The following is a 22,207-nucleotide window of genomic DNA, read 5'->3' on the forward strand; positions in this document are numbered from 1 at the left end:
GGGGCGGCGGGGGCGAGAATCCTCGTGCCCGAGGCGGCAGCCGACGCGCTCAATCGGCCCTGTGTCGCAGCCCGTCCAGCCGCGCCACCTCCTCGTCCGTGAGCCGGAGCGCCCCCGCGGCCACGTTCTGCACGAGGTGGTCCGGGTTGCCCGTGCCGGGGATGGCGAGGACGTGCGGTCCCTGATGCAGGGTCCAGGCCAGCCGGACCTGGGCCTCAGTCGCGTCGTGAGCGCGGGCGATCGCGCGAACCTCGCCGTCGTCCGAGGCGCTCGGACCGCGCGACCCACCGTCACCGGCGATGGCGAAGAACGGCACGAACGCGATGCCCTGCTCGCCGCAGAGCCGAAGGACCTCGTCGGACCCGGAGGCGGAGGCGCCGAGTCCGTACTTGTTCTGCACGCACACCACCGGAGCGATGGCCTGCGCCTCGGCGAGGTGCCGGGGCTCGACGTCGGAGACACCCAGATGCCGGATCAGACCGGCCTCCCGCAGCTCGGCAAGGGCGCCGAAGTGCTCGGCGATGGAGTCCTGACGCATGCGCCGCAGGTTCACCACGTCGAGGTGGTCGCGGCCCAACTGGCGCAGGTTCTCCTCGACCTGACCGCGCAGTTGGTCGGGGCGGGCCGCGGTGCCCCACTCCCCGGAGTACTCACGGTGCGGGCCGACCTTCGTGACGATGACCAGGTCGTCAGGGTAGGGATTGAGCGCGCTGTTGATCAGTTCATTGGCGGAGCGCAGGGACGAGAAGTAGAAGGCGGCCGTGTCGATGTGGTTGACGCCGAGGTAGATCGCCTGCCGCAGCACGGCGATCGACCGGTCACGGTCGCTCGGCGTGCCGTGGTGAAAGGCTGCGCTGCCCGTCAGCCGCATGGCCCCGAATCCGAGGCGGTTGACGGTGATGTCTCCCAGTGTCCAGGTGCCCGCGGCCTGCGCGGTGATCGTCTCCGAGGTCATCGTCGGAGTCTCGCACGGGCCACGGGCGCCTTCTCGCCTGTTTTACGGATACGTGTACGCCTACATGTACGGGTCTTACGGATACGTGTACGCGTTCAAGGTCGACACCGCCGACGCCGTGTTGCCCAGGTTGTAGTGGTCCACCGCCAGGAAGTTGGGCTTCTTCCGGGCACCCGGCTGGCAGAACCGCTGGGCGCGGTCGGCGAGTTTGGTGTTGTCCGTGGTCGCCGTGGAGGTGACCGCGACGTCACGGAAGTGGTTCATGACGAACAGCGGACGGAAGCCGGACTCGGTGCGGGTCAGCGGGATGTTGGTGTTCGCGTCGTACCAGCGGCTGTAGCAGGACCAGTCGGAGGAGCCGATGCCCGAACCCATGGACCAGTAGTTCTCGACCGTCCACTCGCGCTGGTACATCACTCCGAAGGTGTCCCGGGTGAGCCCAGCGGACTGGTCGGCGGAACGGCTGTGGTCGGTGAAGATGAGCAGCCGGTCGTTGGCCGCGATGAGGTCGGCCATCTTCGGCCAGCCGTTCTGCCGTACCCCGGTCTGGTCGGGCCGGTAGAGGACGTCGGACAGACCGCTGACGCGGGCGAGTTCGCTGCGCAAAACGCCCGGGTCGACGTAGTCCTCCAGGAACACAGCGGCGAACTCGTTCGGGTTCTGCTTGAGGAAGTCCACGATGCGCTGGATGTCGACCCACAGGGCGACCGGGTTGCTGACGAGCGTGCAGCTGTTGTGGCAGAGGATGGCGCCGTCCGAGGTCTGATGAGCGTCGAACATGAACCCGCGTACACCATCGGCGAGTTGCTGGTTGATGCCGCGGGACTGGTTCGGCGCGAGGTTCACGAAGGGCGGGGCGAAGCCGCCGTCGACGCCGTTGGCGTAGGCGTTGTGGGAGGTGAGGAACGTGACCTGGTCCAGGGTGCGCTGGTTCGCGGGTGGCATGGGGCTGGTCGTCGGAGTGACGGGGGTGAGGTACCAGGCGGCGAGGCCGCTCGCCGAGCCGACGGCCAGCTGAGTAGGGTAGTTGGACCCGGACGCCTTGGCGCCGACGGTGAGGTAGCGCTCGGCGCCGGGGACCTTCAGCCGGTATTGGTCGGCACCGACCTCCGTGGCGTCCCACGCCGCGTCGGTGCTCGTACAGGCGACGGTGCGTGCCTGGTCTCCGGAGCGGCCGAGGCAGCTGCCCGCCGTGTCGGTGCTCTCCAGGACGTACGAGGATCCGCTCGCCCTGAGCGTCCACTGCTGGCGGTCCTCGTTGCCCTTGGGTCTGTGCTGCTCCACCGCTCCCCCGTTGTCGGCGGCGTTGAGTCCGGTGGTGGCGCTCTGCACGTAGTAGGCGCCGGCGGCCGGAACCGCGGCGGAAGCGGTGGGCGCGGGGGCGACGACCGCCGCGGCGAGCGCGGCGGTCGTGGTGAGCAGGGCGGTGCGGGGGGTTGGCATCTCGGTGCCCTTCATCGGGTCGGCCGGTCGACGATCAGGTGCATGACATCATGGCACCGTGCGCCGTCAGCAATAGAGGTTGCCACCCGGTGAAGTCCCGAGGATCCCTACGAACCGCTGGTAGTTGTTCACCCGGCTCTGCACCTGCGCGGGGTTCCTGCCGTCGCACTCCATCGAGCCGTTGATGCTGCGGATCGTCTGGCCGAAGCCCGCGCCGTTCACCATCGCGTTGTGGCCGGTCATCGTGCCGGGCCCGGTCTGCGTGCTCCAGTACCAGAGGGCGGTCTTCCAGGCGACGGCCGCGTCGTTCTGCACCAGCCACGGGTTGTTCAGCAGGTCGATGCCGAGCGCGTCGCCCGCGGCCTTGTAATTGAAGTTCCAGCTGAGCTGGATGGGGCCGCGCCCGTAGTAGGCGGACTGACCGGCCGGGCAGCCGTACGGCCGACTCCAGTCGCAGTAGGTCGGGTAGTTGGAGGTGTCCTGCTCCACGATGTGCACCAAGCCGCCCGTCTCATGGCTGACGTTGGCGAGGAAGGCCGCCGCCTCCTGCTTCTTCACGGTGTCGCTGCCGGTGTTGGCGAAGGCCGGGTAGGCGCTCATGGCCGCCCGCAGGCCGCTGTACGTATAGAAGGAGTTCCGGCTCGGGAACATCTGGTTGAACTGGGCCTCGCTGACGACGAAGCCGGAGGGGTTCTGCCCGCCGTCGCACGCGTACGGCTCCCAGTACCAGGTGCTGATCGTGGGGTCGTACCCCGGGTTGTCGTGCTCGGCTATGTACGCCTTGCCGTCGGTGTAGCGGACGATGTCCCCGGTGACGTACGACCTGCCGGCCACCCAGCTCGGATAGCTGGAGCACGGTGCGGCGGACGCGCTCTGGGCGGGCAGCAGGACGGGAGCGGCGGTTCCGACTACGAGCGCGGTCGGGACCGCGGAGATGCGGCGTCTCGACACGGGATCAACTCCTTTGCGGAACACGGCCGCACCCGTCCGAGGGCAGGCTCGAGCAGGGCCTCGTGCACACGTGCCGGCGGGCCGGTCACGGCGTGGGGGCGGCCGTGGTGGGGGGTTGTGGTGGCACACTCAACCGCTTTGGTCTGTACCAGTCAAGGGTGTAGACCAGTCAATCGGCCTCGCCCCTCGACGAGTCGAGCCTCACTCCTCCACAGGACGACACGCCCCCCGGATCGGCACCCCGCGCCGCGGCACCGGGAGAATCCTCCGTATGACCACCGCGCCCCACCCCCTCGTCAGCCGCGCCCGCCATCTCGCGGACGATCTCCTCGCGCCGCACGCCGAGCGGGTCGACCAGGAGGGCGTGCCCGAGAGCCACATCGAGGCCGTGAAGCGGTCGGGTCTGCTGGGCGTGGGCGCTCCGGTGGAGTACGGCGGGGCGGGCGCGCCCGCCGCGGTGGCCCGGGAGATCGTCGAGATCCTGGCGGGGGCGTGCTGCTCTACGTGGTTCGTGCAGCAGCAGCACCACACACCCGTGAAACTGCTGGCCGACTCCCCGTTCCCGGTCCGCGAGCGGCTGTTGCGCCCGCTGGCCACCGGGGAGTTGCTCTCCGGGGTCGCCTACGCCCATGTCCGCGCCTTCCCGCGTGTCCCAGTGCGCGTGACCCCGGAGCGCGGGGGCTGGCGCTTCGACGGCACCGTGCCCTGGTACACGGGATGGGGCCTGAACGACGTGATGATGCTGGCGGGGGTGAGCGACACCGAGGAGGTGGTGTTCGCCGCCGCCGAGGCCCGTGAGCAGAAGGGGATGCGCCCCTCGCCACCGATGCGGCTCGCGGCACTCACCGCCGCCCGCACGGTCTCCCTGGAACTGGACGGCCTGTGGCTGCCGGAGGAAGCCCTGGTGCGGCGCACCCCTTGGCAGGAGTTCGCCCAGGTCGACCGGCCGAGGAACGCCAACGCCTCCCCGGCCGCCTTCGGGGTGGCGTACGCGGCGCTGGGGCTGCTGGAGGACGGCGGGCCGGACGCGAAGGACACCGCGCGTTCCCTCCGCGACCGCCTCGACACCGTCCGGCGACGGGCCTACGCACTCGCCGACCACCCCGTACCGCACGAGGGCGTCGAGGAGCGGCTGACGCTCAGGATCCAGGCGTACGACCTGATGCGCGCGGCCACCACGGCGGCGGTCGTCGCGGGGGGCGGGCGCTCCATGGTCCTGGACAGCCGTGCCCAGCGTCTGGCGCGCGAGGCGATGTTCCTGCTGGTCCAGGGGCAGACCGCGGAGGTGCGCCGGTTGCATCTCGAAGCCCTGCGGACGACGGCACAGTGACGAGCCCGCCACCACCGGCCCCTGGGACCGTTCAGCTCGCGAACGGCACCTGCGCCGCAGGGGTCGTCGGCGTCGCGTACGGGTGCTGCCACAGGCCCTGGGCGGCCAGTCGGGGCAGGACGCCCTCGCCGAACCAGTACGCCTCCTCCAGGTGCGGGTAGCCGGAGAGCACGAACTCGTCGATGCCGAGGGCGTGGTACTCCTTGATGCGCTCGGCGACCTCGTCGTGGCTGCCGACCAGGGCGGTACCCGCGCCACCGCGGACCAGGCCGATGCCGGCCCAGAGGTTCGGGTGGATCTCCAGACTGTCCCTGCTGCCGCGGTGCAGGGCGAGCATGCGCTGCTGGCCCTCGGACTCGCTGCGGGCGAGTCCGGCCTGGACGGACTTCACGGTGTCCGGGTCGAAGCCGTCGAGGAGCCTGTTCGCCTCGGCCCACGCCTGCTCGGAGGTGTCACGGGTGATGACGTGCAGTCGGATACCGAAGCGGAGGGTACGGCCCTCCTTGGCGGCCAGCCCCCGCATCCAGGCGATCTTCTCGGCGACCTTGGCGGGCGGCTCGCCCCAGGTGAGGTAGACGTCGACGTGCCGGGCGGCGACCTCGCCCGCGAGGGGTGAGGAGCCGCCGAAGTACACCTCGGGGACGGGGTCCGGCAGGCGGGCCAGCGTGGCGTCCTCGACCTGGAGGTGCTCACCGGCCAGATCGACGGTCTTGCCCTCCCACAGCCCCCGGACGATCTGCAGGAACTCGCCGGTGCGGCGGTAGCGGTCGTCCTTGTCGAGGAAGTCCCCGTAGGCGCGCTGCTCGTGGCTCTCGCCGCCCGTGACCACGTTGAGCAGGAGCCGTCCGCCGGACTGCCGCTGGAAGGTGGAGGCCATCTGCGCGGCGAGCGTCGGCGAGACGAAACCGGGCCGGAACGCGACCAGGAACTTCAGCCGCTCGGTGTTCTGGCTGACCATCGCGGTGGTCAGCCACGCGTCCTCGCACCAGGCACCGGTGGGGGTGAGCGCGCCGACGAAGCCGAGATCCTCGGCGGCGCGGCCGATCTGGCTCAGATACGCGACCGACGGCGGCCGGTCCCGGCCGGAGGCGGTGGCCGGGGTGCCGTGGCCGCCGCCGACGACGTGGCGGCTGTCGCCGTTGGTGGGCAGGAACCAGTGGAAGGTGAGGGTCACCGGGGTCTCCGATCGGGTGGTTGTGGGGGCTCGAACAGGACTGTCGACGCCGGGGTCTCAGAGCAGGCCGTGCCGGGGTGGCTTGGTGCCGCTCAGCACGTAACGGCCGATGTGCTGGATCTTCCAGCGGGCCGGGTCGTGGAGCGTGTGGGTGCGGGCGTCGCGCCAGTGCCGGTGCAGATTCAGGGAGTTGAGAGCGGAGCGAGTGCCGGACACCTCGAAGAGAGCGTCCGCCACCTCCACGGCGGTGGCCGCCGCGTGCGCCTTCGCCGCGGCCACCGCGATCGACGCCTCGGCCGCCGAGTCGTCGGTCAGGTCGGCCCGTGCTGCGTCGACCGCACGGCCCGCGGCGCCGAGCAGCGCCTCAGTGGCCCGTACCTGGAGGGCGAGTTCACCGAAGCGCTGGATGAGCAGCGGGTCCTCGGTGGCCTTCTCGAAGCCGCTCTCGAACCAGGGGCGGCTCTTCGTCCGCACGAATTCGGCGGCCTCCGCCAGGGCACCCCCGGCGATCCCGGCGTCGATCGCCGCGTGCAGCAACTGGGCGACAGCACCGTGGAGTTGGGGCCCCTGGAAGGTGAGGTGGTGCGGCAGGACCCGGTCGGCGGGGACGTGGACGGCGTCCAGTCGTACCGTTCCGCTGGCCGTGGTGCGCTGGCCCATCCCGTCCCAGTCGTCGACGACCGTGAGGCCCTCCGCCTCCCTCGGGACGTACGCGACATGCAGGTTGTCGTCCTCGGTGCGGGCCAGGACCGGGATCCAGTCGGCGAAGAGCGCGCCCGTGGCGTACTGCTTGACGCCGGTCAGGGCGTACGACCCGTCGGCCTGCTGCTCCAGACGGGTGCGGATGTCCTGGACATGCCGGGTGCCCGCCTCGGACTGGGCGTTGCCGAAGCGCCGCCCGGCGAGTACCTCGCCGAAGAAGAACTCCCGCTGCTCGGGCGTGCCTTGACGGTGTATCACGTTGACGTACACGAAGTGGCTCTGCGGGATCTGGGCGAGGCTGGCGTCGGCCGAGGCCAGCAGCCGGAAGATCTCGGCCAGCGTCTCCTGCCGTACGTCCGCTCCCCCGTACGCGGCGGGCACGGTGACCGCCGGCAGTCCGGAGGCCGACAGCCGGTCCAACTCGGCCCGGGGCAGGCGTCGTTCGGCGTCCCGCTCGGGAGCGCCGACGCGGAACTCCTCGGCCAGTGCGGCCGCGACGGCCAGGGCCTCGGCGTCGTCGGCGATGACTTTGGCTGTCACGGTGTCAGCTCGCCGCCGCCAGGATCGGGGCACGGCCCAGCGCGGCGGAGAACTGGTCGACGACCTGCGTGAGCGCCTCGGTCGCGGCCGGGGCGACGGTGAGGGAGCCGTCCTCGCCCGTGGCGATGTCCTTGTCGAGGGTGAACCAGCCCTGGACTATGTGGGCGGCCCCCATGGAGTTCAGAACCGGCCGGAGCGCGTAGTCGATGGCCAGCACATGCGCGGTGGTGCCGCCCGTGGCCAGCGGCAGAACGGTCTTGCCGGTGAGGGCGTACTGCGGGAGCAGGTCGAGGAGCGCCTTGAGGACTCCGGAGTAGGAGGCCTTGTAGACGGGGGTGGCGATGACGACGCCGTCGACGCGCTCGAAGAGCTCCGTGGCCTCGACGATGGCGGGATGCCTGAAGTCGGCCCCCAGCAATGCCTCGGCGGGGATCGTGCGGACGTCGAGCGGGATCACGTCGTGGCCCTGGGCGATCAGCCGGGTGTCGAGGTGGCGGAGCAGCTTCGCGGTGCGGGAGGAGACGGAGGGACTGCCGGAGACGGACAGGACGGTGGCCATGGGCCCTCATTTCGTGACGTGCGCGAACCTCTGCTCAGAAGGTGCGCGAGCGGAGTGTGGGTGGCCCGGGGCGTACGCGGGGCCGCCGGGCGGCGGGCGCGGTCAGGCGTGGACGGCGACGGACTCGGTCTCGGAGTCCCGGAGTCCCGCCTCCAGTTCACGGACCAGGGGCAGCACACGGCGGCCGAAGTACTCGACCTCTTCGTGGTAGTGCAGGAAGCCGAGGAGGAAGAGGTCGACGCCGAGCTTCTTGTAGGCGACGATCCGCTCGGCGATCTGCTCGGGGGTACCGATCAGCCCCGTGCGGAAGCCGTCGTTGTACTGGACGAGGTCCTCGAAGCTCGAGTCCTGCCACATGCCCTTGCCGTCCGCGGCGGACTGGCCGGCCTGCTTGACGGCGGCACCGAAGCCCTCGACGGCCTCCCGGTCGGCCTGGGCGACGATCTCGCGGAGTGTCTCGCGGGCCTCGGCCTCGGTGTCGCGGGCGATGAGGAAGCCGTTGAGGCCGAACTTCGGTGGTGTACGGCCCGCTTGGGCGGCGGAGGCGCGGACGTCGGCGATCTGCTCGGTGACGCCGTCGAAGTCCTTGCCGTTGGAGAAGTACCAGTCGGAGACGCGGCCCGCCATGGCGCGGGCGGCGGTGGAGTTGCCGCCCTGGAAGATCTCCGGGTGCGGGCGCTCGGGCGTGTTCAGCGGCTTGGGCTTGAGGGAGAAGTCGCGCAACCGGTAGAAGTCACCGGCGAGTTCGGTGTGGTCCTCGGTCCAGATCTGGCGCAGGGCGCGGATGAACTCCTCGGAGCGGCGGTAGCGTTCGTCGTGCTCCAGCCACGGCTCGCCGAGGGCGGTGAACTCGCCCTTGAACCAGCCGCTGACGACGTTGACCGCGAAGCGGCCGTGGGACAGGTGGTCGGCGGTGGCGCCGAGTTTGGCGAGGACGCCCGGGTGCCACAGTCCGGGGTGGACGGCGGCGATGACCTTCAGCCGCTGGGTGGCGAGCAGCAGGGCGAGGCTGAAGCTGGTCGACTCGTGCTGGTACTCGGCGCCGTAGCTCGCCATGTAGCGGACCTGGCTGAGGGCGTAGTCGAAGCCGTTGTTCTCGGCGAGGACGGCGAGTTCGCGGTTGTAGTCGTAGCCCCAGTCGGTGCGCTGCTCGATCCTGCTGGTGACCAGTCCTCCGCTGACGTTGGGCACCCAGTAGGCGAATTTCAAGGGGTCGGTGGGCATGGGAAAACTCCTGTTGCGGTGATGCGGGAACGCCGAATTGCGCGGGCGTGAATGGCCCACGAATTCGGGAGTTCAGGCGGTGGATCGACGCGGCGGAATCGGGGGTGCTGGTGACTCAGGCCGCAGGGCAACAGGAGGCGCTGGAGACGCGCGCGAGGTCGACATGGCGTCGCCGCGTGAGGTCCAGTCGCATCGTCATGTGCTCGATCGTGGCAGCCACCGGTCCGGAAGGTCAAGGAAAACCCGACCGGTCTCGTATCGCGGACCACCGATTTTCACGAACGTGTGACAGGGAAACCCTTGAACGGGCGCGCGGGACCCTCGCATTCTGCGGGGGTGCGAATAGAGCAGCTGGAATACATCGCTGCGGTCACGCGTCTCGGTTCACTGCGGCGCGCGGCCGAGGAACTCCACGTCTCGCAGCCCGCGTTGAGCGAGACGGTGCGGAACCTGGAGCGCGAGCTGGGCGTCGACCTGCTGGAGCGCAAACGCTCGGGTGCCAGGATGAGTGCCGAGGGCCGCGAGTTGCTGCCTCACATCATCAACGTGCTCGACGCGGTCGACCGGTTGCGCGGGGCGGCGGGCGAACAGCACCGCATCAGCCGGATGGTGCGCGTCGGTACGGTGAACGCGGCGACGGTGCCGCTGCTCATCCCGGCCGTACAGGAGTTCCGCGCGGCGCATCCGCTGACGCAGGTGGAGGTGGTGGGCGCCCAGCAGTCGGAGATCCACCGGGCCCTGACCGAAGGCGGGTTCGATCTCGGCCTGGTGAACCAGCTGGACGGCGACGACGTGCCCGCCGACTTCGAGTCCGCCCAACTGCTGTGCGGCCGCCCGGTGTTGTGCCTGCGCCCGGACAGTCCGCTCGCCTCCCGCGCCGTCGTGTCGGTCGCCGACCTCCTGGACGGGGACGAGGCGTTGATCGCGATGCGCTCCGGTTACGTCATGCACCGTTACGTCCACCGGCTGCTGGAGGGCCACGCCCCGTCGTTCTCGTACTCGACCGACGGCGCCGAGATGGGCAAGCTCATGGTCGCCGAGGGGCTGGGCGTCACGGTGCTGCCCGATTTCAGCGTGATCGGCGACCCGCTGGAACGACGGGGTGCGATCACCCACCGCCCCCTGACGGACGACACGACCAGAGTCCTGCTCATGCTCCAGCGCCGCCGCTCGGACTCCGTGCCCCGTGCCGCCCACGACCTCCATGAGGCGTTCGTCCGGCGGGCCCGGGAACTCGGCGGAAAACTGACGGGCCCCGCCCACGCGCCCGGCACGGCACCGCACCGAGTCACCCGCGGCTCGCCCGCTTGAAGCCGATGAGGGTCCGGTAGCGGTCGCGCGCGGCGAACTCGGCCATGCTCCACACCGCCGGGCGCCCCATCTCGGCGCTGAGATGGAGCACCCGCCCTTCGTCCACGACCACGCCGACATGGGCGCCCCAGGCGTCCTCGCCGGCGTTGAAGAGGACCAGGTCCAGGGGTTCGGGCGCGGACACGCGGGTGGTGCGCCCGGTGTCGTGCCACAGCTCGCTCGACCGCCAGGCGGGCATGTCGATCCCGTGCAGCCGGAGCACCTCGTACGCGAAGAACTGGCAGTTGGCGCCCTCGGCGAGGCCGGGATGCGCCTTGACGGACCGCGAACCGGGGAAGCGGGCGCCGACGTACGGGGTCGACCACCAGGCATCGGGAATGGCCGCCAGAAGCATCTTCGGAGGGGCTCCTTTCATTTGGGCGTGCGGCCTCCGCTCAGGGATGGCGGCCCGCGAGGACGCAGAACTCGTTCCCCTCCGGGTCGGCAAGCGTCACCCAGCTCTCCTCGCCCGTCTGGCCGACGTCGGCGTGTCGGGCACCCAGGTCGAGCAGGCGGCGGACCTCTTCGTCCTGCTCGCTGTCGGTGGGGTTGACGTCGATGTGGAGCCTGTTCTTGACGGTCTTGCCCTCGGGGACGCGCGCGAAGGTCATCGTCGGCGGCACTGGGCCGAGACGGCTCTTGCCCTCAGGCACCGCAGGGGAGCCAATGGTGACGATTCCGTCGCCTTCCTCCTGCACCTCGTAGCCCAGGACCGAGCACCAGAACCTGGCGAGACCGTCGGGATCGGCACAGTCGATCGCAAGCTCGGTGAACTTACTGGTCACGCCAAGACCTCCCGTACCAGCCCCTACCGTCCCACCACTACACATAAGGAAGAAACAAGAGCAGAATGAAGACACGCGGCGCTTACCGTACACCTCGCGGTCAGGCCTGCTGAGAACGAAGGAGACGAGTAATGGCCAACGTCTCACCCAGGGGTGACATAACCAGCCATCCCGACGTGACCGAAATGCGGGAGAGGTACGCCCGCATGCTCGGTGGTCGCGATGTGGCGCTCGTGGACGGACCGGTGTTCCTGCTCGGTCTGTACTGCGCCGTATCCCCGTGGATACTGCACTTCACGGCCAACCAGCCCGCTCTGGTCCCGCACAACCTGATCATTGGCATCGCCATCGGCCTGCTGGCCCTCGGCTTCACCGTCGCACCCGAGAGGATGTACGGCCTGAGCTGGGCCACGTCCGCCATCGGGGTCTGGATGATCGTCTCGCCGTGGATCGTCGGCACGGATCCGGACGCCGGCGTCATCGTCAACAACGTCATCATCGGCTGCCTGGCCGTGGTACTCGGGCTGCTGTGCGCGGCCACGGCGGCAAGGTCCACATCAAGGAGCGCGACTCCTGCGATGTGACAGGAACGCCCGCGAGGGTACCGACGGCCGGCCCGCCTTGGCGGACCGGCCGTCACCCTTCCCCGGGTGAGCGCGTCGCGACCTTCTCGGCATAATTCAGTCGCCCCAGGTCACCACGACGACCAGACTGACGCCGTGAGCCGAACCTTCAGCGCGTGCGTGACGTCGGGTGAGGAAATCCTCGGCGTGGCCGGTCCCTTTTCCGTGGACATCCCGTGGTGGGCCGAGGTCGAACCGGTCGTGGGCCGGTTGGAGGACGTGCTCGGGGTGCCCGTGGCCGTCCTGCGGCTCCTGACCGTGGAGGGGGGCGAGGGCGGGCGCGACGGCCATGTGACGTACCACGTGGAGGCGTGGGCGCACCCCGCTCCGGGCACGCTCGAACAACGTCCGCTCCCCCAGGGGCTGTTGAACGGGCACGAGCCGTTCCGCTCGGCGTGGGCGCGGGCCGACGGACTGCAGGAGCTGATCGACTGGGCGTCCCGCACCCTCGCCGCGGCGGGACGCCCGGTGACCGGCCCGGTCGAGCAGCGAAGGACCTGGAACCTGGCGGGGCTCTTCCGTCTGCCCACCGGCCAGGGGCCGGTCTGGCTGAAGGCGACACCGCACTTCGCCGCCGACGAGGCCTCCGTGATCGGCGCGTTCGCGCAGGTCGCGCCCGGACTGGTGCCGACCGTCCTGGGTGTCGGCGAACGCCGTGTCCTCCTCGATCACATTCCAGGAGAGGACTGCTGGGGAGCCTCCCCCGAGACGGCACAGGCCGGCGTCCGCCGTTTTGTCGCGGCGCAGGCGGAGTTGGCGTCCCACCGTCCCGCAGGGCTGCGGGACGGCCGTGACGAACTGCTGGTCACCCGCGTCCGGGACCTGCTCGACGGCACCGTCCCCCTGGACATCACCGCCGAAGAGCGGTCCGCGGCACGGGAGTTGACGGACCACTGGCACCTGCTCGCCAAGTGCGGTCTGCCGGATACGGTCGTCCACGGTGACTTCCACCCGGGCAACTGGCGCGCCCATGACGGCCCGCCCGTCGTCGTGGACTTCGCCGACGCCTACTGGGGCAACCCCGTCCTGGACGGCCTGCGACTGCAGGACTTCCTCCCCGAGCCGGCGCGCTCCGCGGCGGCGCGCGCCTGGGTGGACGCCTGGAAGGCCCACGCCCCCGCCAGTGACCCGGCCCGCGCCCTCGCGCTCGCCGAACCACTGGCGCAGCTCGCCTACGCCGTCCGCTACCAGGAGTTCCTGGACGGGATCGAGCCGTCCGAGCGGCCGTACCACGAGGGTGATCCGGCGGCGGTGATCCGTGAGGCGGTACGGCGTGCGGGGAACGCGAGCGTGTAGGTGCCCTGACAGGGCGCCCCGTACGTGCCCGCCGGGCGCCCTTGGCCGCCCACCCGGACCCGCGACAGGATCACCTCATGGACGCCCAGGAACCCCTGCCCCTCCAGTCACCCCTCCGGCTGCACGGCCTCGGCCTGCGTCTGCGCGAGTGGCGTGACGACGACGCACCGGCCCTCGTCGCGCTGTACGACGATCCCGAGATGGCCCGTTGGACGCCCGTACCCTCCCCCTTCGGCGCGGACGCGGCCCAGGCGTACCTCGCGGCCGCCGACCAGAAACGGACCGAAGGACGGGGCGTCCACCTGGCCATCACCACGGACGGCGAACTCCCTCTGGGAGAGGTCCTGTTGTTCCGCAGCGCCACCGACCCCCGGGACACCGAACTCGCCTACGGCGTCGGACCCGCCCACCGCGGCCGGGGCCTGGCCGCCAAGGCGGTCCGCCTCGTCACCGAGTACGCCACCCGGCATCTGCGCCCGCGTCGCGTGGTCCTGTGCATCGAGGAGGAGAACACGGCGAGCGAGGCCGTCGCCAAGTCGACCGGCTTCGAACTGACCGACGACGAACTGGTTGTACGCCGGCACAAGGACCGCGATGTCACCCTGCGGACGTGGTGCCACCGCCATGGGTGAAGTGGATCGGACTGCTCCCGCGTCCTGTGGGAACACCCATGGTGCGGGGTATCCCGACGAAATGGGGTGGAGATGGAGATCTCCGGCATCATCAGTGCCATAGTCATCGGCATCATCATCGGCGTACTGGGACGGCTCGTCGTCCCCGGACGTCAGCGCATCGGCATCCTGCTGACGATCCTCGTCGGCATCGTCGCCGCTCTCATCGGGTCCGCGCTCGCCGCCGCGTTCGGCGTCGCCGACACCGACGGACCCGACTGGATCGAGTGGCTCATCCAGATCGGGCTGGCGGCACTGGGTGTCTCGGCGCTCGACCGGACGCGCGCACGACGCTGAGGCCCCCTAGGTCCGCGCCGCCATGGCGGCGAGCCCGTCACGCGTGGACGGAAAGGACGGCGTCCAGTCCAACTCGCGCCGTGCCGCCGCCGTGGAGACCCGCAGCGTGCTGGACATCACCGCATGGGCGTACGACATCGGCTTCATGAGCCACAACGGCACGGTCATCGGCTGCGGGAGACCGAACCGCTCGGCCACGGCGCGGACGTGGCCGCCGAAGCCGAGCGGTGTGTCGTCCGCGATGTTGTACGCCCGGCCGGGGCGCCCGCGCTCGACGGCCGCGACGACCGCGCGGGCCGCGTCGGTGAGCTCGACCCATGGCAGGACCCGCCCGTGGTCGCGCGGCACGGGGAGCTTGCGGCCGCGCAGGAGCGGCAGCAGGGCGTCGGTGCCGCCGGGGCCGTAGAAGGCTCCGAAGCGCAGCGCGACCCCGTCCAACCCCGCTGCCGCGAAGGTCAGTTGTTCCTTGACGCGCATACCCGCGAGGTGCCGCTCCAGCTCGGCGGTACGGCCGGGCGGGCCGAAGGTGTCCTCCTCGGTGAGGACGTGCTCGCCGTGATCGCCGTATCCGTACCCGAAAACCATCGACTCGGCGACGAACCGCCGGGCGCCTGTGGCCCGGGCGGCCTCGATCAGGTGGGCGGTGCCCTCGGTGCGCAGGGCGTCGGTGGCGTGCATGTCGCGGTGGCGCAGCGGGGGCCTGCTCAGGGAAGTGGCTGCGTGGACGACCACGTCGAAGCTGTGGCCGTCGACGGCGCGCAGCAGCGCCTCGCGGTCCAGCAGATCGGCCCGGATGCCGTTCGCAGGGCCGCGGCCGAGCCCGGTGACCTTGTGGCCCGCCTCGGTGAGGGCTCGGGTGACATGCGTGCCGAGGACTCCGCTCGCGCCCGCCAGGAGGATGCTCTGGTTCTCGTGCCGCTGCTGGTGCCGGTCCTGGTTCGTGTTTGTCGTCATGACCCTGCGACGGATCCTGGCCGCCAGGATGTGACACTGGGGCGGGATGTGTTACATCCGTGGGCGACCCTCACGCCCCCACGGGCACCGCCGGCGACACGTACGGCGTCGTCGTGGTCAGCGGTTCGAAGCCCAGGCGCTCCAGGATGGGACGGCTCTGGCTGGTGGCGTCCACCTGGAGGTAGCGGTAGCCGTGCTCGGCGGCGACGCGGGCACGGTGGGCCACGAGGGCGCGGTAGATACCGCGGCCGCGCCAGCCCTCCACGGTGCCGCCGCCCCACAGGCCGGCGAAGCGGGTGCCGGGCAGCATCTCCATGCGCGCGGCGCTGATCGGGCGGTCCCCGGCGAGGGCCACGACCGCGACGACGGTGTCGGGGTCGGCGGCGAGCTGGGCGAGCAGTTGCTTGCGCATACGGGAGCTGTCCCGGCCGAAGGCCCGCGCGTGGACGTCCGCCACCATGTCGATGCCCGCCTCGTCGGTCACCGGGAGGAGCCGTACGCCCTCCGGCACCTCGGCGTCGAGGCTCAGCTGCCCGAACTCGGCGATCATCAAGGTCTCCTCGGGCTCGGGTGTGAACCCGGCCGCGCGGAGTCGTTTGCCCAGGTCGACGGGGAGATCGTGGCCGTACAGCTTCCATTCGAACTCGCGGCCGAGCCCGGCGAAGAACCGCATCTGCGCGGCGATCGCCTCGTCGGCGGTCGTCTCGTCCAGGTCCGACCAGAGCACCCCGCTCCAGCCGTGCTCGGCACCGATCTGCCGCACCACCCCGTCCGCGCGCTCGATCCGCGCACCGGGCGCGTCGGGGCGCGCCCCTTCCCGCATGTCCCGGTCGAAGAGGGCCAATACTCCAGCGTGACGCATATGCCCACTCCATCACCCGCGGCCCCGCCAGGCAATGGAATTGTCTCGCATCTCACGCGAACCACCAGGCCACTTCAGCCGGGCAGGGTGAGCGCGCAGGACTCCCCAGGGGCTACCGACACGGTGCGGCCGCCGGCGACGGCCACGGTGATCGGGGGCTCGTCGGAGTCGGGCACGGTGATGTGCAGCCGCCCCTGTTGCAGGTGCAGCCGTACGCCCCAGTGGCCGCGGTAGCGGATCGAGAAACCGTACTCGGACAGCTCCGGCAGCGGTACGGGATCGAAGCAGAGCTTGCCGTCGCGGGCCTCCAGGCCGGTCAGACCCCGCTGGACGAGGTCGAGGGTGCCTGCCATGGCGCCCAGGTGGATGCCCTCGCCGGTGGTCCCGTTCTGCAGGTCGGCGATGTCCCCGGCCAGCGCCTCCTGGACGAACGCCCAGGCCCGGGCGCGCCGGGCCCTCGCCAGTACCCAGCCGTGGACCAGGCTGCTGAGGGTGGAGCCGTGGCTGGTGCGGGCCATGTAGTGGTCGACCGTACGCCGCCAGGTCTCGTCGTCCAGGTCGTGCCCCAACCGCTCGAACAGGGCCTTGAGTTCGGTGGGCGGGAAGAGGTAGCCGAGCATCAGGACGTCGGCCTGCTTGGACGCCTGGTAGTGGTTGACCGAGTCGTCCTCGGCCTCCAGGATGCGGTCCAGGCGCCGGATGTCGCCGTAGCGCCTTCGGTACGCCTCCCAGTCGAGCTCCGCGAGGTCGCCGTAGCCGGCGAACTGGCTGATGACACCGGCGTGGAAGGGGACGTACAGCTTGCGGGAGACGTCCTCCCAGGCGTCGAGTTCGGCGCGGTCCAGGCCGATTCGTTCGAACAGGTCGCGGTGGCGTGTCACGGGCAGTGTGCGCGCAACGTCGAGGGCCCGGGCGAGGACCCAGGCGGCCGTGACGTTGGTGTACGCGTTGTCGTTGAGGCCCGGACCGGCCGCGCCCGGGTATGCCTCGTGGTACTCGTCGGGTCCGACGACGCCGCGGATCCGGTAGCGGCCCAGCGTCTCGTCGTACGCGGCGGCGTCGGCCCAGAAGCGGGCGATCTGGATCATCATCTCGGCGCCCTTGGTGTGCAGGAACTCCATGTCACCGGTCGCCTCGCAGTACCGCCACACGTTGTACGCGACCGCCGAGCCCACGTGGTGCTGGAGCCGGGTGTGGTCCGGCAGCCAGCGTCCCGAGCGCGGGTTGAGGTGCAGCCACTGGGTTTCCTCGCGGCCGTCGCTGCCGCTCTGCCAGGGGTACATCGCGCCGCGGTGCCCTGCGTCGGCGGCGGTGAAGCAGGCCCGCTCCAGACGCCGGTGGCGGTAGGTCAGCAGAGCCCGCGACACCTCGGGGAAGTGCAGGTTCAGGAACGGCAGCACGAACAGCTCGTCCCAGAAGACGTGCCCGCGGTACGCCTCGCCGTGCAGGCCCCGGGCGGGCACGCCCACGTCGAGTTCGGCGGTGTGCGGGGAGAGTGTCTGGAGCACGTGGAAGAGGTGCAGGCGCAGCACCTCGCCGGCCGTGCCGGGCACGTCCGCGTCGGCGTTGCGCCACAGCTGCTGCCAGGCCGTGCGGTGGGAGGCCAGCAGGGCGTCGACGTCGGGGGCACGCCGTACCCGGTCGACGGCGGCGTACAGCGGATCGCTGATCGCCGGGTCGCGGGAGGTGTGCAGGGCGATGGTCTTGTCGACGGTCACCGTGCGGCCGTCGGTCACGGCGATCCTGAACGCGCGGGCGATCCGCCCGTTCTCCTTGACGCTGCCGGCCTCGGCCGGGGCGTCCACCGTGGTCCGTGCGGCGAGGCCGACGCGGATGTCGGAGGTCCTGGTGCGGCAGCGCAGCCAGACCGTGCCGTGCGCCGAGGTGCCGGTGTGGACGTGTGTGAGGTGGCGGGAGGTCAGCGCACGGTACCGCTCCACCCCGCTGTTGGTGACCGTGCCGTCGAGCCCGGACTCCACCTCGACCTCCCCGGACCATCCCTGGGGGGTCAACTCGGTGCGCAGGAGGGCGAGATGGGGGTCGCCCATGTGGAGCAGGCGGAGCTGCCGCACGGCGAAGCACCGTCCGGTGGTGTCCTCGTACCGCACGATGCGCTCCAGGGTGCCCTCGCGGAGGTCCAGGCTCAGGCGGTGGTCGAGGACCTTGCCGGTGTCCGGGGAGAGCCAGTCGCCCGAGGCGGCGCGGAAGCGCAGCGGCAGCCAGTTGGGCAGGTTGACCATGTCCTCGTTCTCGACGCGACGCCCCCCGACCTGTGAGGTGAGCCGGTTGTAGCAGCCCGCCGCGTACGTGCCCGGGTAGTGCACGTCGTCGGCGGTGCACTCGGGGGCGGCTCCGCGGGTCGCGAAGTAGCCGTTGCCGAGGGTGCACAGTGACTCGCGCAGTCGCTCCTGCGCCGGGTCGTAGCCCTCGTACTCCCAGATCCAGTCGCGCATTCCTGGCCCTCCGCCACCGTGGCTCCGCACCGGCGCGACCCAGCGGGACCACGCCGTGATCAGCAGTTCACCACGGGTGACCGTGGTGCGGGACGGGCCCACGCCGAGGAGGAGGCGGCGCACGTAGGCTGCGTCACGAAGATCGCGGTGTGGTCCGGAGCTGTCCGCACCGCGTGGACGGCGTCTTGGGAAGGGTGGGTACGGACATGGTGGACGACTCCGAGCTTCGGTACTTACGGCGGTGCGTGGAGCTGGCGACCGAGGCTCTGGAGGCGGGTGACGAGCCGTTCGGCTCGGTGCTCGTCGCCGCCGACGGGACCGTGCTGGGCGAGGACCACAACCGGGTGGCCTCCGGTGACCGCACCCGTCACCCGGAGTTCGAGCTGGCCCGCTGGTCGGCGGCGCACCTCACTCCCGGGGAGCGGGCGGCGGCGACCGTGTACACGTCGGGCGAGCACTGTCCGATGTGCGCGGCCGCCCACGCGTGGGTGGGCCTCGGACGTATCGTGTATGTCGCCTCGTCCGAGCAACTTGGCTCCTGGCTGGCTGAGTTGGGGGTGCCCGCGCCGCCGGTGCGGACCCTTCCGGTCTCCGAGATCGCTCCCGGTGTGGCCGTCGAGGGTCCGGTGCCGGAGCTGGCCGAGGAGGTGCGTGCCCTGCACCGCCGGTTCCACCGGAGAGGTGACGGACAGGAGTGAGCCCCGCGGGACGGGGCAGGCGGTCGGGGTCCGTCCCCCGAGATACGGAGGTTGTCCGCACACGTGGCGCAGCACCCCCCGACCCTGACGGCGCCCCCTGTCCGAGGGGCGCCGCCCGCCCGCAGCCCGACGTCCCGGGACCCGTACTTCGACAACGCGAAGTACCTGACGATCGTGCTGGTGGCGTGCGGGCACGCCTGGGAGCCGCTGACCTACGGCAGCCGGGCGGCCACGGCCCTGTACCTGACCGTCTACGCCTTCCACATGCCCGCGTTCGCGCTGGTCTCCGGCTACTTCTCGCGGAGCTTCGACATGGCTCCGGGACGGCTGCGGCGGCTGCTGACGGGGGTCGTCCTGCCGTATGTCGTCTTCGAGACGGCGTACACGCTCTTCTACCGCTGGGCGCAGGACGACTGGGCGTATCCGCTGAGTCTGCTGGATCCCTGGTACGTGATGTGGTTCCTGCTGGCGCTGTTCATCTGGCGGATCACCACTCCCATCTGGCTGGCGCTGCGGTATCCGGTGCCGGTCGCGCTCGGTCTCGCCGCGCTGGCCTCGGTGTCACCGGACCTCGGCGGTGACGTCTCGATCCAGCGGACCCTGCAGTTCCTGCCGTTCTTCGTGCTGGGGCTGACGCTGCGGGCCGAGCACTTCGAGTGGCTGCGCACCCGGCGGGTCCGGTTGTGCGCGCTGCCCGCGGGTGTGGGCGCGCTGGTGGCGGCGTACTGGGTGGCGCCCTGGTTCGACGCGGCCTGGTTCTACCACCGGGGCGCCGTCACGGGGCAGGGCGTGTCGCGCTGGGTGGGGCTGGTCACCACGCCGGCGTTGTTCTGCCTGGCGCTGCTGCTGACGGCGTGCTTCCTGGCGTGGGTGCCGAAGCGGCGGACGTGGTTCACGGCACTGGGTGCGGGGACGATGTACGGCTACCTGCTGCACGGCTTCGTCATCAAGTCGTCCCGCTTCTGGGACTGGTACGCCCCCGCGTGGCTGCACACCCCGCTCGGTGAGCTCGCGGTGACGGCGATGGCGGTCGGCGGGATCACGCTGCTGTGCTCGCCCCCGGTGCGGGCGGTGTTCCGGTGCGTGGTCGAGCCGCGGATGGAGTGGGCGTTCCGTTCCCACGGCACGCGTGCGCCCCGGGGTCCGGACAAGGCCGTGCCCCAGGAGACCGCGCAGCCGCGCTGACGGCCTCCTGGGGCGCTCGCCGATGCGGACGGTGCCGCGCTCGCAGACCGCCTCGGCCTTCACCTGGTAGCCGAAGCCGCAGTTGACGTTGATCTCGACGTCGACGATCGCGCCACCGTCGGTCTCGAAGAGGTTGCTTCGAGCGGGTCAGGCGCCGCAGGAGCGGAGGAACTCGCGGGTGCGGACGGCGATGGGGAGCGGCTTGTCCGCCTCGCAGGGGTACATGTCCTGCTCGACGATCGCGAACAGCTCCACACCCAGCCCCTGGGCCGCGGCCAGCACCGGCTCCAACTCCGGTACACCCGCCGGCGGTTCGCACATCACACCGCGCTGGACGGCGGGGCCGAAGGGAACCCCGTTCTTGACCACGTCGGCGAGGATCCCGGGGTCCACCTGCTTGAGGTGCAGGTAGTCCGTCGAGTCGAGGAACCTCTCGACGTGCTCCTCCGTGTCGATGTGCGTGTCTGCGTGCGGGTGCACCACGATGTCGAGGCCGTACGTCTCCCTGACCTCGCGCCCGAGCCGCTCCATGCCCTTGCTGAGGTGGCCCCACTGCTCGGTGGTCAGCTCGGCCGGCTCGATGATCTCGGCCGTCTTGTCGTCCCGCCAGAACGACGGGATGACCACCAGGTGCCCTGCGCCCATGGCCTGGGTGAGCGCGGCGACCTGGCCGACGTGCTCCCAGGTGGACGGCCGCCGTGCAGCGAGGTGAAGACCGTGCCCGCCGACACCTTGAGGTCGCGCTGGGTGACCTCGTCGGTGAGCCGGGCCGGGTCGGTCGGCAGGTAGCCGTACGGTCCGAGTTCGATCCAGGAGTAGCCGGCCTCGGCGACCTCGTCCAGGAACCGCTCCCAGGGCACCTGCCGCGGGTCGTCGGGAAACCAGACGCCCCAGGAGTCCGGGGCCGAGCCGACCCGGATGCGGTCCAGGACAGAGGTCAGGTCAGGACTTTCCTTCCGGAGTGGCCGCGACGGGGGCGGTGAGGTCCTTCTCCTCGGGGAGTTCCTCGACGTCCACTCCGCTGACCTGGGCCAACTCATGCTTGAGCGCGGCGAGTTCGGCTCCTCCGGCCATGTGGTTGGTCAGCTCTTCGAGGCTGACCTGCTCGCGGGAGGCGGACAGTTCCATCGTGCCCAGCCGCAGCACGCTGAAGTGGTCGCCGACCATGTAGGCGTGGTGCGGGTTGTGGGTGATGAAGATGACACCCAGGCCGCGGTCGCGGGCGGCGGCGATGTACTTCAGCACCACCCCCGACTGCTTCACCCCCAGCGCGGCGGTCGGCTCGTCCAGGATCAGCACCCGGGCGCCGAAGTAGACGGCGCGGGCGATGGCCACGCACTGGCGCTGGCCGCCGGAGAGGGTGCCGATGGGCTGCTCCAGGTCGTCGAGGACGATGCCCATGTTGCGCAGTTCCTCGTCGGCGGTCTTCTTCATCCTCTCGATGTCGAGACGGCGGACCGGCCAGGGGCCGCGGGTCATCTCCGAGCCGAGGAAGAAGTTGCGCCACACCGGCATCAGCGGCACCGTGGCCAGGTCCTGGTAGACGGTGGCGATACCGCGGTCCAGGGCCTGGCGCGGGGTGGAGAAGTGCACGCCCTCGCCGTCCACGAGGAACTCGCCCTCGGTGTGCTGGTGCAACCCCGAGATGATCTTGATGAGGGTGGACTTGCCGGCGCCGTTGTCCCCCAGCACACACGTCACGTTCTGCGGGAACACCTTCAGGTCCACACCGTGCAGGGCCCGGATGTTGCCATACGCCTTGCCCGCACCACGCAGCTCGACGATGGGGGCGCTGTCCTTGGCCGGAGCGTCCTTCAGGACAGCACCCGCGGTCCCGGATTCGTTGGTAGCCATGGGTTACCTCACCTCCGGGTCGCCGTGCGGCGGACCCACAGATTGATCAATGTGGCGCCGAGCAGCATCACGCCGAGGAACGCCTTGAACCAGTCCGGGTTCCAGCCCGCGTAGACGATGCCCTGGTTGACCATGCCGAACATGAACGCGCCGAAGACCGGGCCGATCGCGGAACCGTAGCCACCGGTCAGCAGACAGCCACCGATCACCGCCGCCGCGATGTAGATCAACTCCTGCCCCACACCCTCACCCGACTGCACGGTGGAGAAGGAGAACAGCTGGTGCATGCCGACGAACCAGG

At 70.6% G+C, this 22,207-nt stretch carries 23 protein-coding genes and 2 pseudogenes; 8 read left to right on the forward strand and 17 right to left on the reverse strand.

The genetic code is table 11. The features are described from left to right. Positions 1-49: 49 nt before the first annotated feature. From FNH08_RS18065 to FNH08_RS18075, 3 genes are all read right to left on the reverse strand, one after another. Complete coding sequence (locus FNH08_RS18065) at positions 50-955, reverse strand: oxidoreductase (RefSeq protein WP_152772525.1); 906 nt, start codon at positions 953-955, stop codon at positions 50-52. A 75-nt stretch (positions 956-1,030) separates the two neighbouring features. Then, a complete protein-coding gene (locus FNH08_RS18070) occupies positions 1,031-2,398 on the reverse strand; it encodes a PI-PLC domain-containing protein (RefSeq protein ID WP_152772526.1) in 1,368 nt (455 codons plus the stop codon). A 66-nt stretch (positions 2,399-2,464) separates the two neighbouring features. Next, positions 2,465-3,349: a glycoside hydrolase family 19 protein gene (locus FNH08_RS18075; RefSeq protein WP_322724758.1), complete on the reverse strand. Its 885-nt coding sequence runs from the start codon at positions 3,347-3,349 to the stop codon at positions 2,465-2,467. A 271-nt stretch (positions 3,350-3,620) separates the two neighbouring features. On the opposite strand from FNH08_RS18075, the gene FNH08_RS18080 reads away from it, so the two are divergent. Then, complete coding sequence (locus tag FNH08_RS18080; RefSeq protein WP_152772527.1) at positions 3,621-4,679, forward strand: acyl-CoA dehydrogenase family protein; 1,059 nt, start codon at positions 3,621-3,623, stop codon at positions 4,677-4,679. A 31-nt stretch (positions 4,680-4,710) separates the two neighbouring features. Here the strand turns inward: FNH08_RS18080 and FNH08_RS18085 are convergent, their stop codons facing one another. The 5 genes from FNH08_RS18085 to FNH08_RS53990 all read right to left on the reverse strand — a co-directional run bounded on the left by FNH08_RS18085 (position 4,711) and on the right by FNH08_RS53990 (position 9,077). After that, positions 4,711-5,853: an LLM class flavin-dependent oxidoreductase gene (locus FNH08_RS18085; protein WP_322724759.1), complete on the reverse strand. Its 1,143-nt coding sequence runs from the start codon at positions 5,851-5,853 to the stop codon at positions 4,711-4,713. A gap of 57 nt (positions 5,854-5,910) precedes the next feature. Then, positions 5,911-7,095, reverse strand: a complete 1,185-nt coding sequence (locus tag FNH08_RS18090) for an SfnB family sulfur acquisition oxidoreductase (protein WP_322724760.1) — start codon at positions 7,093-7,095, stop codon at positions 5,911-5,913. A 4-nt stretch (positions 7,096-7,099) separates the two neighbouring features. After that, positions 7,100-7,654, reverse strand: a complete 555-nt coding sequence (gene ssuE, locus FNH08_RS18095; protein WP_152772528.1) for an NADPH-dependent FMN reductase — start codon at positions 7,652-7,654, stop codon at positions 7,100-7,102. A gap of 102 nt (positions 7,655-7,756) precedes the next feature. After that, positions 7,757-8,878, reverse strand: a complete 1,122-nt coding sequence (gene sfnG, locus FNH08_RS18100) for a dimethylsulfone monooxygenase SfnG (RefSeq protein ID WP_152772529.1) — start codon at positions 8,876-8,878, stop codon at positions 7,757-7,759. 115 nt (positions 8,879-8,993) lie between these two features. Next, on the reverse strand, positions 8,994-9,077 hold the full coding sequence (locus FNH08_RS53990) for a putative leader peptide (protein WP_356947393.1): 84 nt from the start codon (positions 9,075-9,077) through the stop codon (positions 8,994-8,996). 137 nt (positions 9,078-9,214) lie between these two features. On the opposite strand from FNH08_RS53990, the gene FNH08_RS18110 reads away from it, so the two are divergent. Further along, positions 9,215-10,189 carry a LysR family transcriptional regulator gene (locus FNH08_RS18110; protein WP_322724761.1) on the forward strand — a complete coding sequence of 325 codons (975 nt, stop codon included), beginning with the start codon at positions 9,215-9,217 and terminating at the stop codon, positions 10,187-10,189. On the opposite strand, the gene FNH08_RS18115 is transcribed toward FNH08_RS18110, so the two are convergent. Both FNH08_RS18115 and FNH08_RS18120 read right to left on the reverse strand, forming a co-directional pair. After that, a complete protein-coding gene (locus tag FNH08_RS18115; protein WP_228034200.1) occupies positions 10,167-10,583 on the reverse strand; it encodes a hydrolase in 417 nt (138 codons plus the stop codon). The genes FNH08_RS18110 and FNH08_RS18115 overlap by 23 nt on opposite strands. Positions 10,584-10,623: 40 nt before the next feature. After that, positions 10,624-11,013 (reverse strand): VOC family protein, encoded by a 390-nt coding sequence (locus tag FNH08_RS18120; RefSeq protein WP_322724762.1) that lies wholly within the window; start codon positions 11,011-11,013, stop codon positions 10,624-10,626. Between the two features lie 131 nt (positions 11,014-11,144). On the opposite strand from FNH08_RS18120, the gene FNH08_RS18125 reads away from it, so the two are divergent. The 4 genes from FNH08_RS18125 (at position 11,145) to FNH08_RS18140 (ending at position 13,900) form a co-directional block, all read left to right on the forward strand. After that, complete coding sequence (locus FNH08_RS18125; protein WP_152772532.1) at positions 11,145-11,597, forward strand: SPW repeat protein; 453 nt, start codon at positions 11,145-11,147, stop codon at positions 11,595-11,597. A 135-nt stretch (positions 11,598-11,732) separates the two neighbouring features. After that, positions 11,733-12,932, forward strand: coding sequence for an aminoglycoside phosphotransferase family protein (locus FNH08_RS18130; protein WP_322724763.1), 1,200 nt, complete (start codon positions 11,733-11,735; stop codon positions 12,930-12,932). 77 nt (positions 12,933-13,009) lie between these two features. After that, the gene (locus tag FNH08_RS18135; protein ID WP_152772533.1) at positions 13,010-13,564 is read left to right on the forward strand and encodes a GNAT family N-acetyltransferase; all 555 of its coding nucleotides are present in this window, start codon (positions 13,010-13,012) and stop codon (positions 13,562-13,564) included. 72 nt (positions 13,565-13,636) lie between these two features. Next, a complete protein-coding gene (locus FNH08_RS18140; RefSeq protein ID WP_152772534.1) occupies positions 13,637-13,900 on the forward strand; it encodes a GlsB/YeaQ/YmgE family stress response membrane protein in 264 nt (87 codons plus the stop codon). Positions 13,901-13,906: 6 nt separating this feature from the next. On the opposite strand, the gene FNH08_RS18145 is transcribed toward FNH08_RS18140, so the two are convergent. The 3 genes from FNH08_RS18145 to FNH08_RS18155 all read right to left on the reverse strand — a co-directional run bounded on the left by FNH08_RS18145 (position 13,907) and on the right by FNH08_RS18155 (position 18,169). After that, positions 13,907-14,854 (reverse strand): NAD-dependent epimerase/dehydratase family protein, encoded by a 948-nt coding sequence (locus FNH08_RS18145; protein ID WP_152772535.1) that lies wholly within the window; start codon positions 14,852-14,854, stop codon positions 13,907-13,909. A gap of 70 nt (positions 14,855-14,924) precedes the next feature. Continuing rightward, positions 14,925-15,716 (reverse strand): GNAT family N-acetyltransferase, encoded by a 792-nt coding sequence (locus FNH08_RS18150; RefSeq protein WP_152772536.1) that lies wholly within the window; start codon positions 15,714-15,716, stop codon positions 14,925-14,927. 74 nt (positions 15,717-15,790) lie between these two features. After that, entirely contained in the window at positions 15,791-18,169 is a 2,379-nt protein-coding gene (locus tag FNH08_RS18155; RefSeq protein ID WP_152772545.1) for a glycoside hydrolase family 65 protein, read from the reverse strand. Positions 18,170-18,375: 206 nt separating this feature from the next. Between FNH08_RS18155 and FNH08_RS18160 the strand changes: the two genes are divergently transcribed. Together FNH08_RS18160 and FNH08_RS18165 are read left to right on the forward strand one after the other, a co-directional pair. Beyond that, positions 18,376-18,867 (forward strand): nucleoside deaminase, encoded by a 492-nt coding sequence (locus FNH08_RS18160; RefSeq protein ID WP_152772537.1) that lies wholly within the window; start codon positions 18,376-18,378, stop codon positions 18,865-18,867. Positions 18,868-18,918: 51 nt separating this feature from the next. Continuing rightward, on the forward strand, positions 18,919-20,052 hold the full coding sequence (locus FNH08_RS18165) for an acyltransferase family protein (protein ID WP_152772538.1): 1,134 nt from the start codon (positions 18,919-18,921) through the stop codon (positions 20,050-20,052). A 15-nt stretch (positions 20,053-20,067) separates the two neighbouring features. Here FNH08_RS18165 and FNH08_RS52015 read toward each other — a convergent pair. From FNH08_RS52015 to FNH08_RS18185, 4 genes and pseudogenes are all read right to left on the reverse strand, one after another. Then, a pseudogene (locus FNH08_RS52015) lies at positions 20,068-20,184 on the reverse strand (inositol 2-dehydrogenase); the annotation flags it as partial. Between the two features lie 15 nt (positions 20,185-20,199). After that, positions 20,200-20,993, reverse strand: a pseudogene (locus FNH08_RS18175) (sugar phosphate isomerase/epimerase family protein). 1 nt (position 20,994) lies between these two features. Next, on the reverse strand, positions 20,995-21,906 hold the full coding sequence (locus FNH08_RS18180; RefSeq protein WP_152772539.1) for an ATP-binding cassette domain-containing protein: 912 nt from the start codon (positions 21,904-21,906) through the stop codon (positions 20,995-20,997). A gap of 8 nt (positions 21,907-21,914) precedes the next feature. Then, positions 21,915-22,207: ABC transporter permease (locus FNH08_RS18185; RefSeq protein ID WP_194238521.1), on the reverse strand; the 293-nt coding region annotated here is incomplete at its 5' end.

The organism is Streptomyces spongiae (assembly GCF_009377185.1).
GTDB lineage: Bacteria > Actinomycetota > Actinomycetes > Streptomycetales > Streptomycetaceae > Streptomyces > Streptomyces spongiae.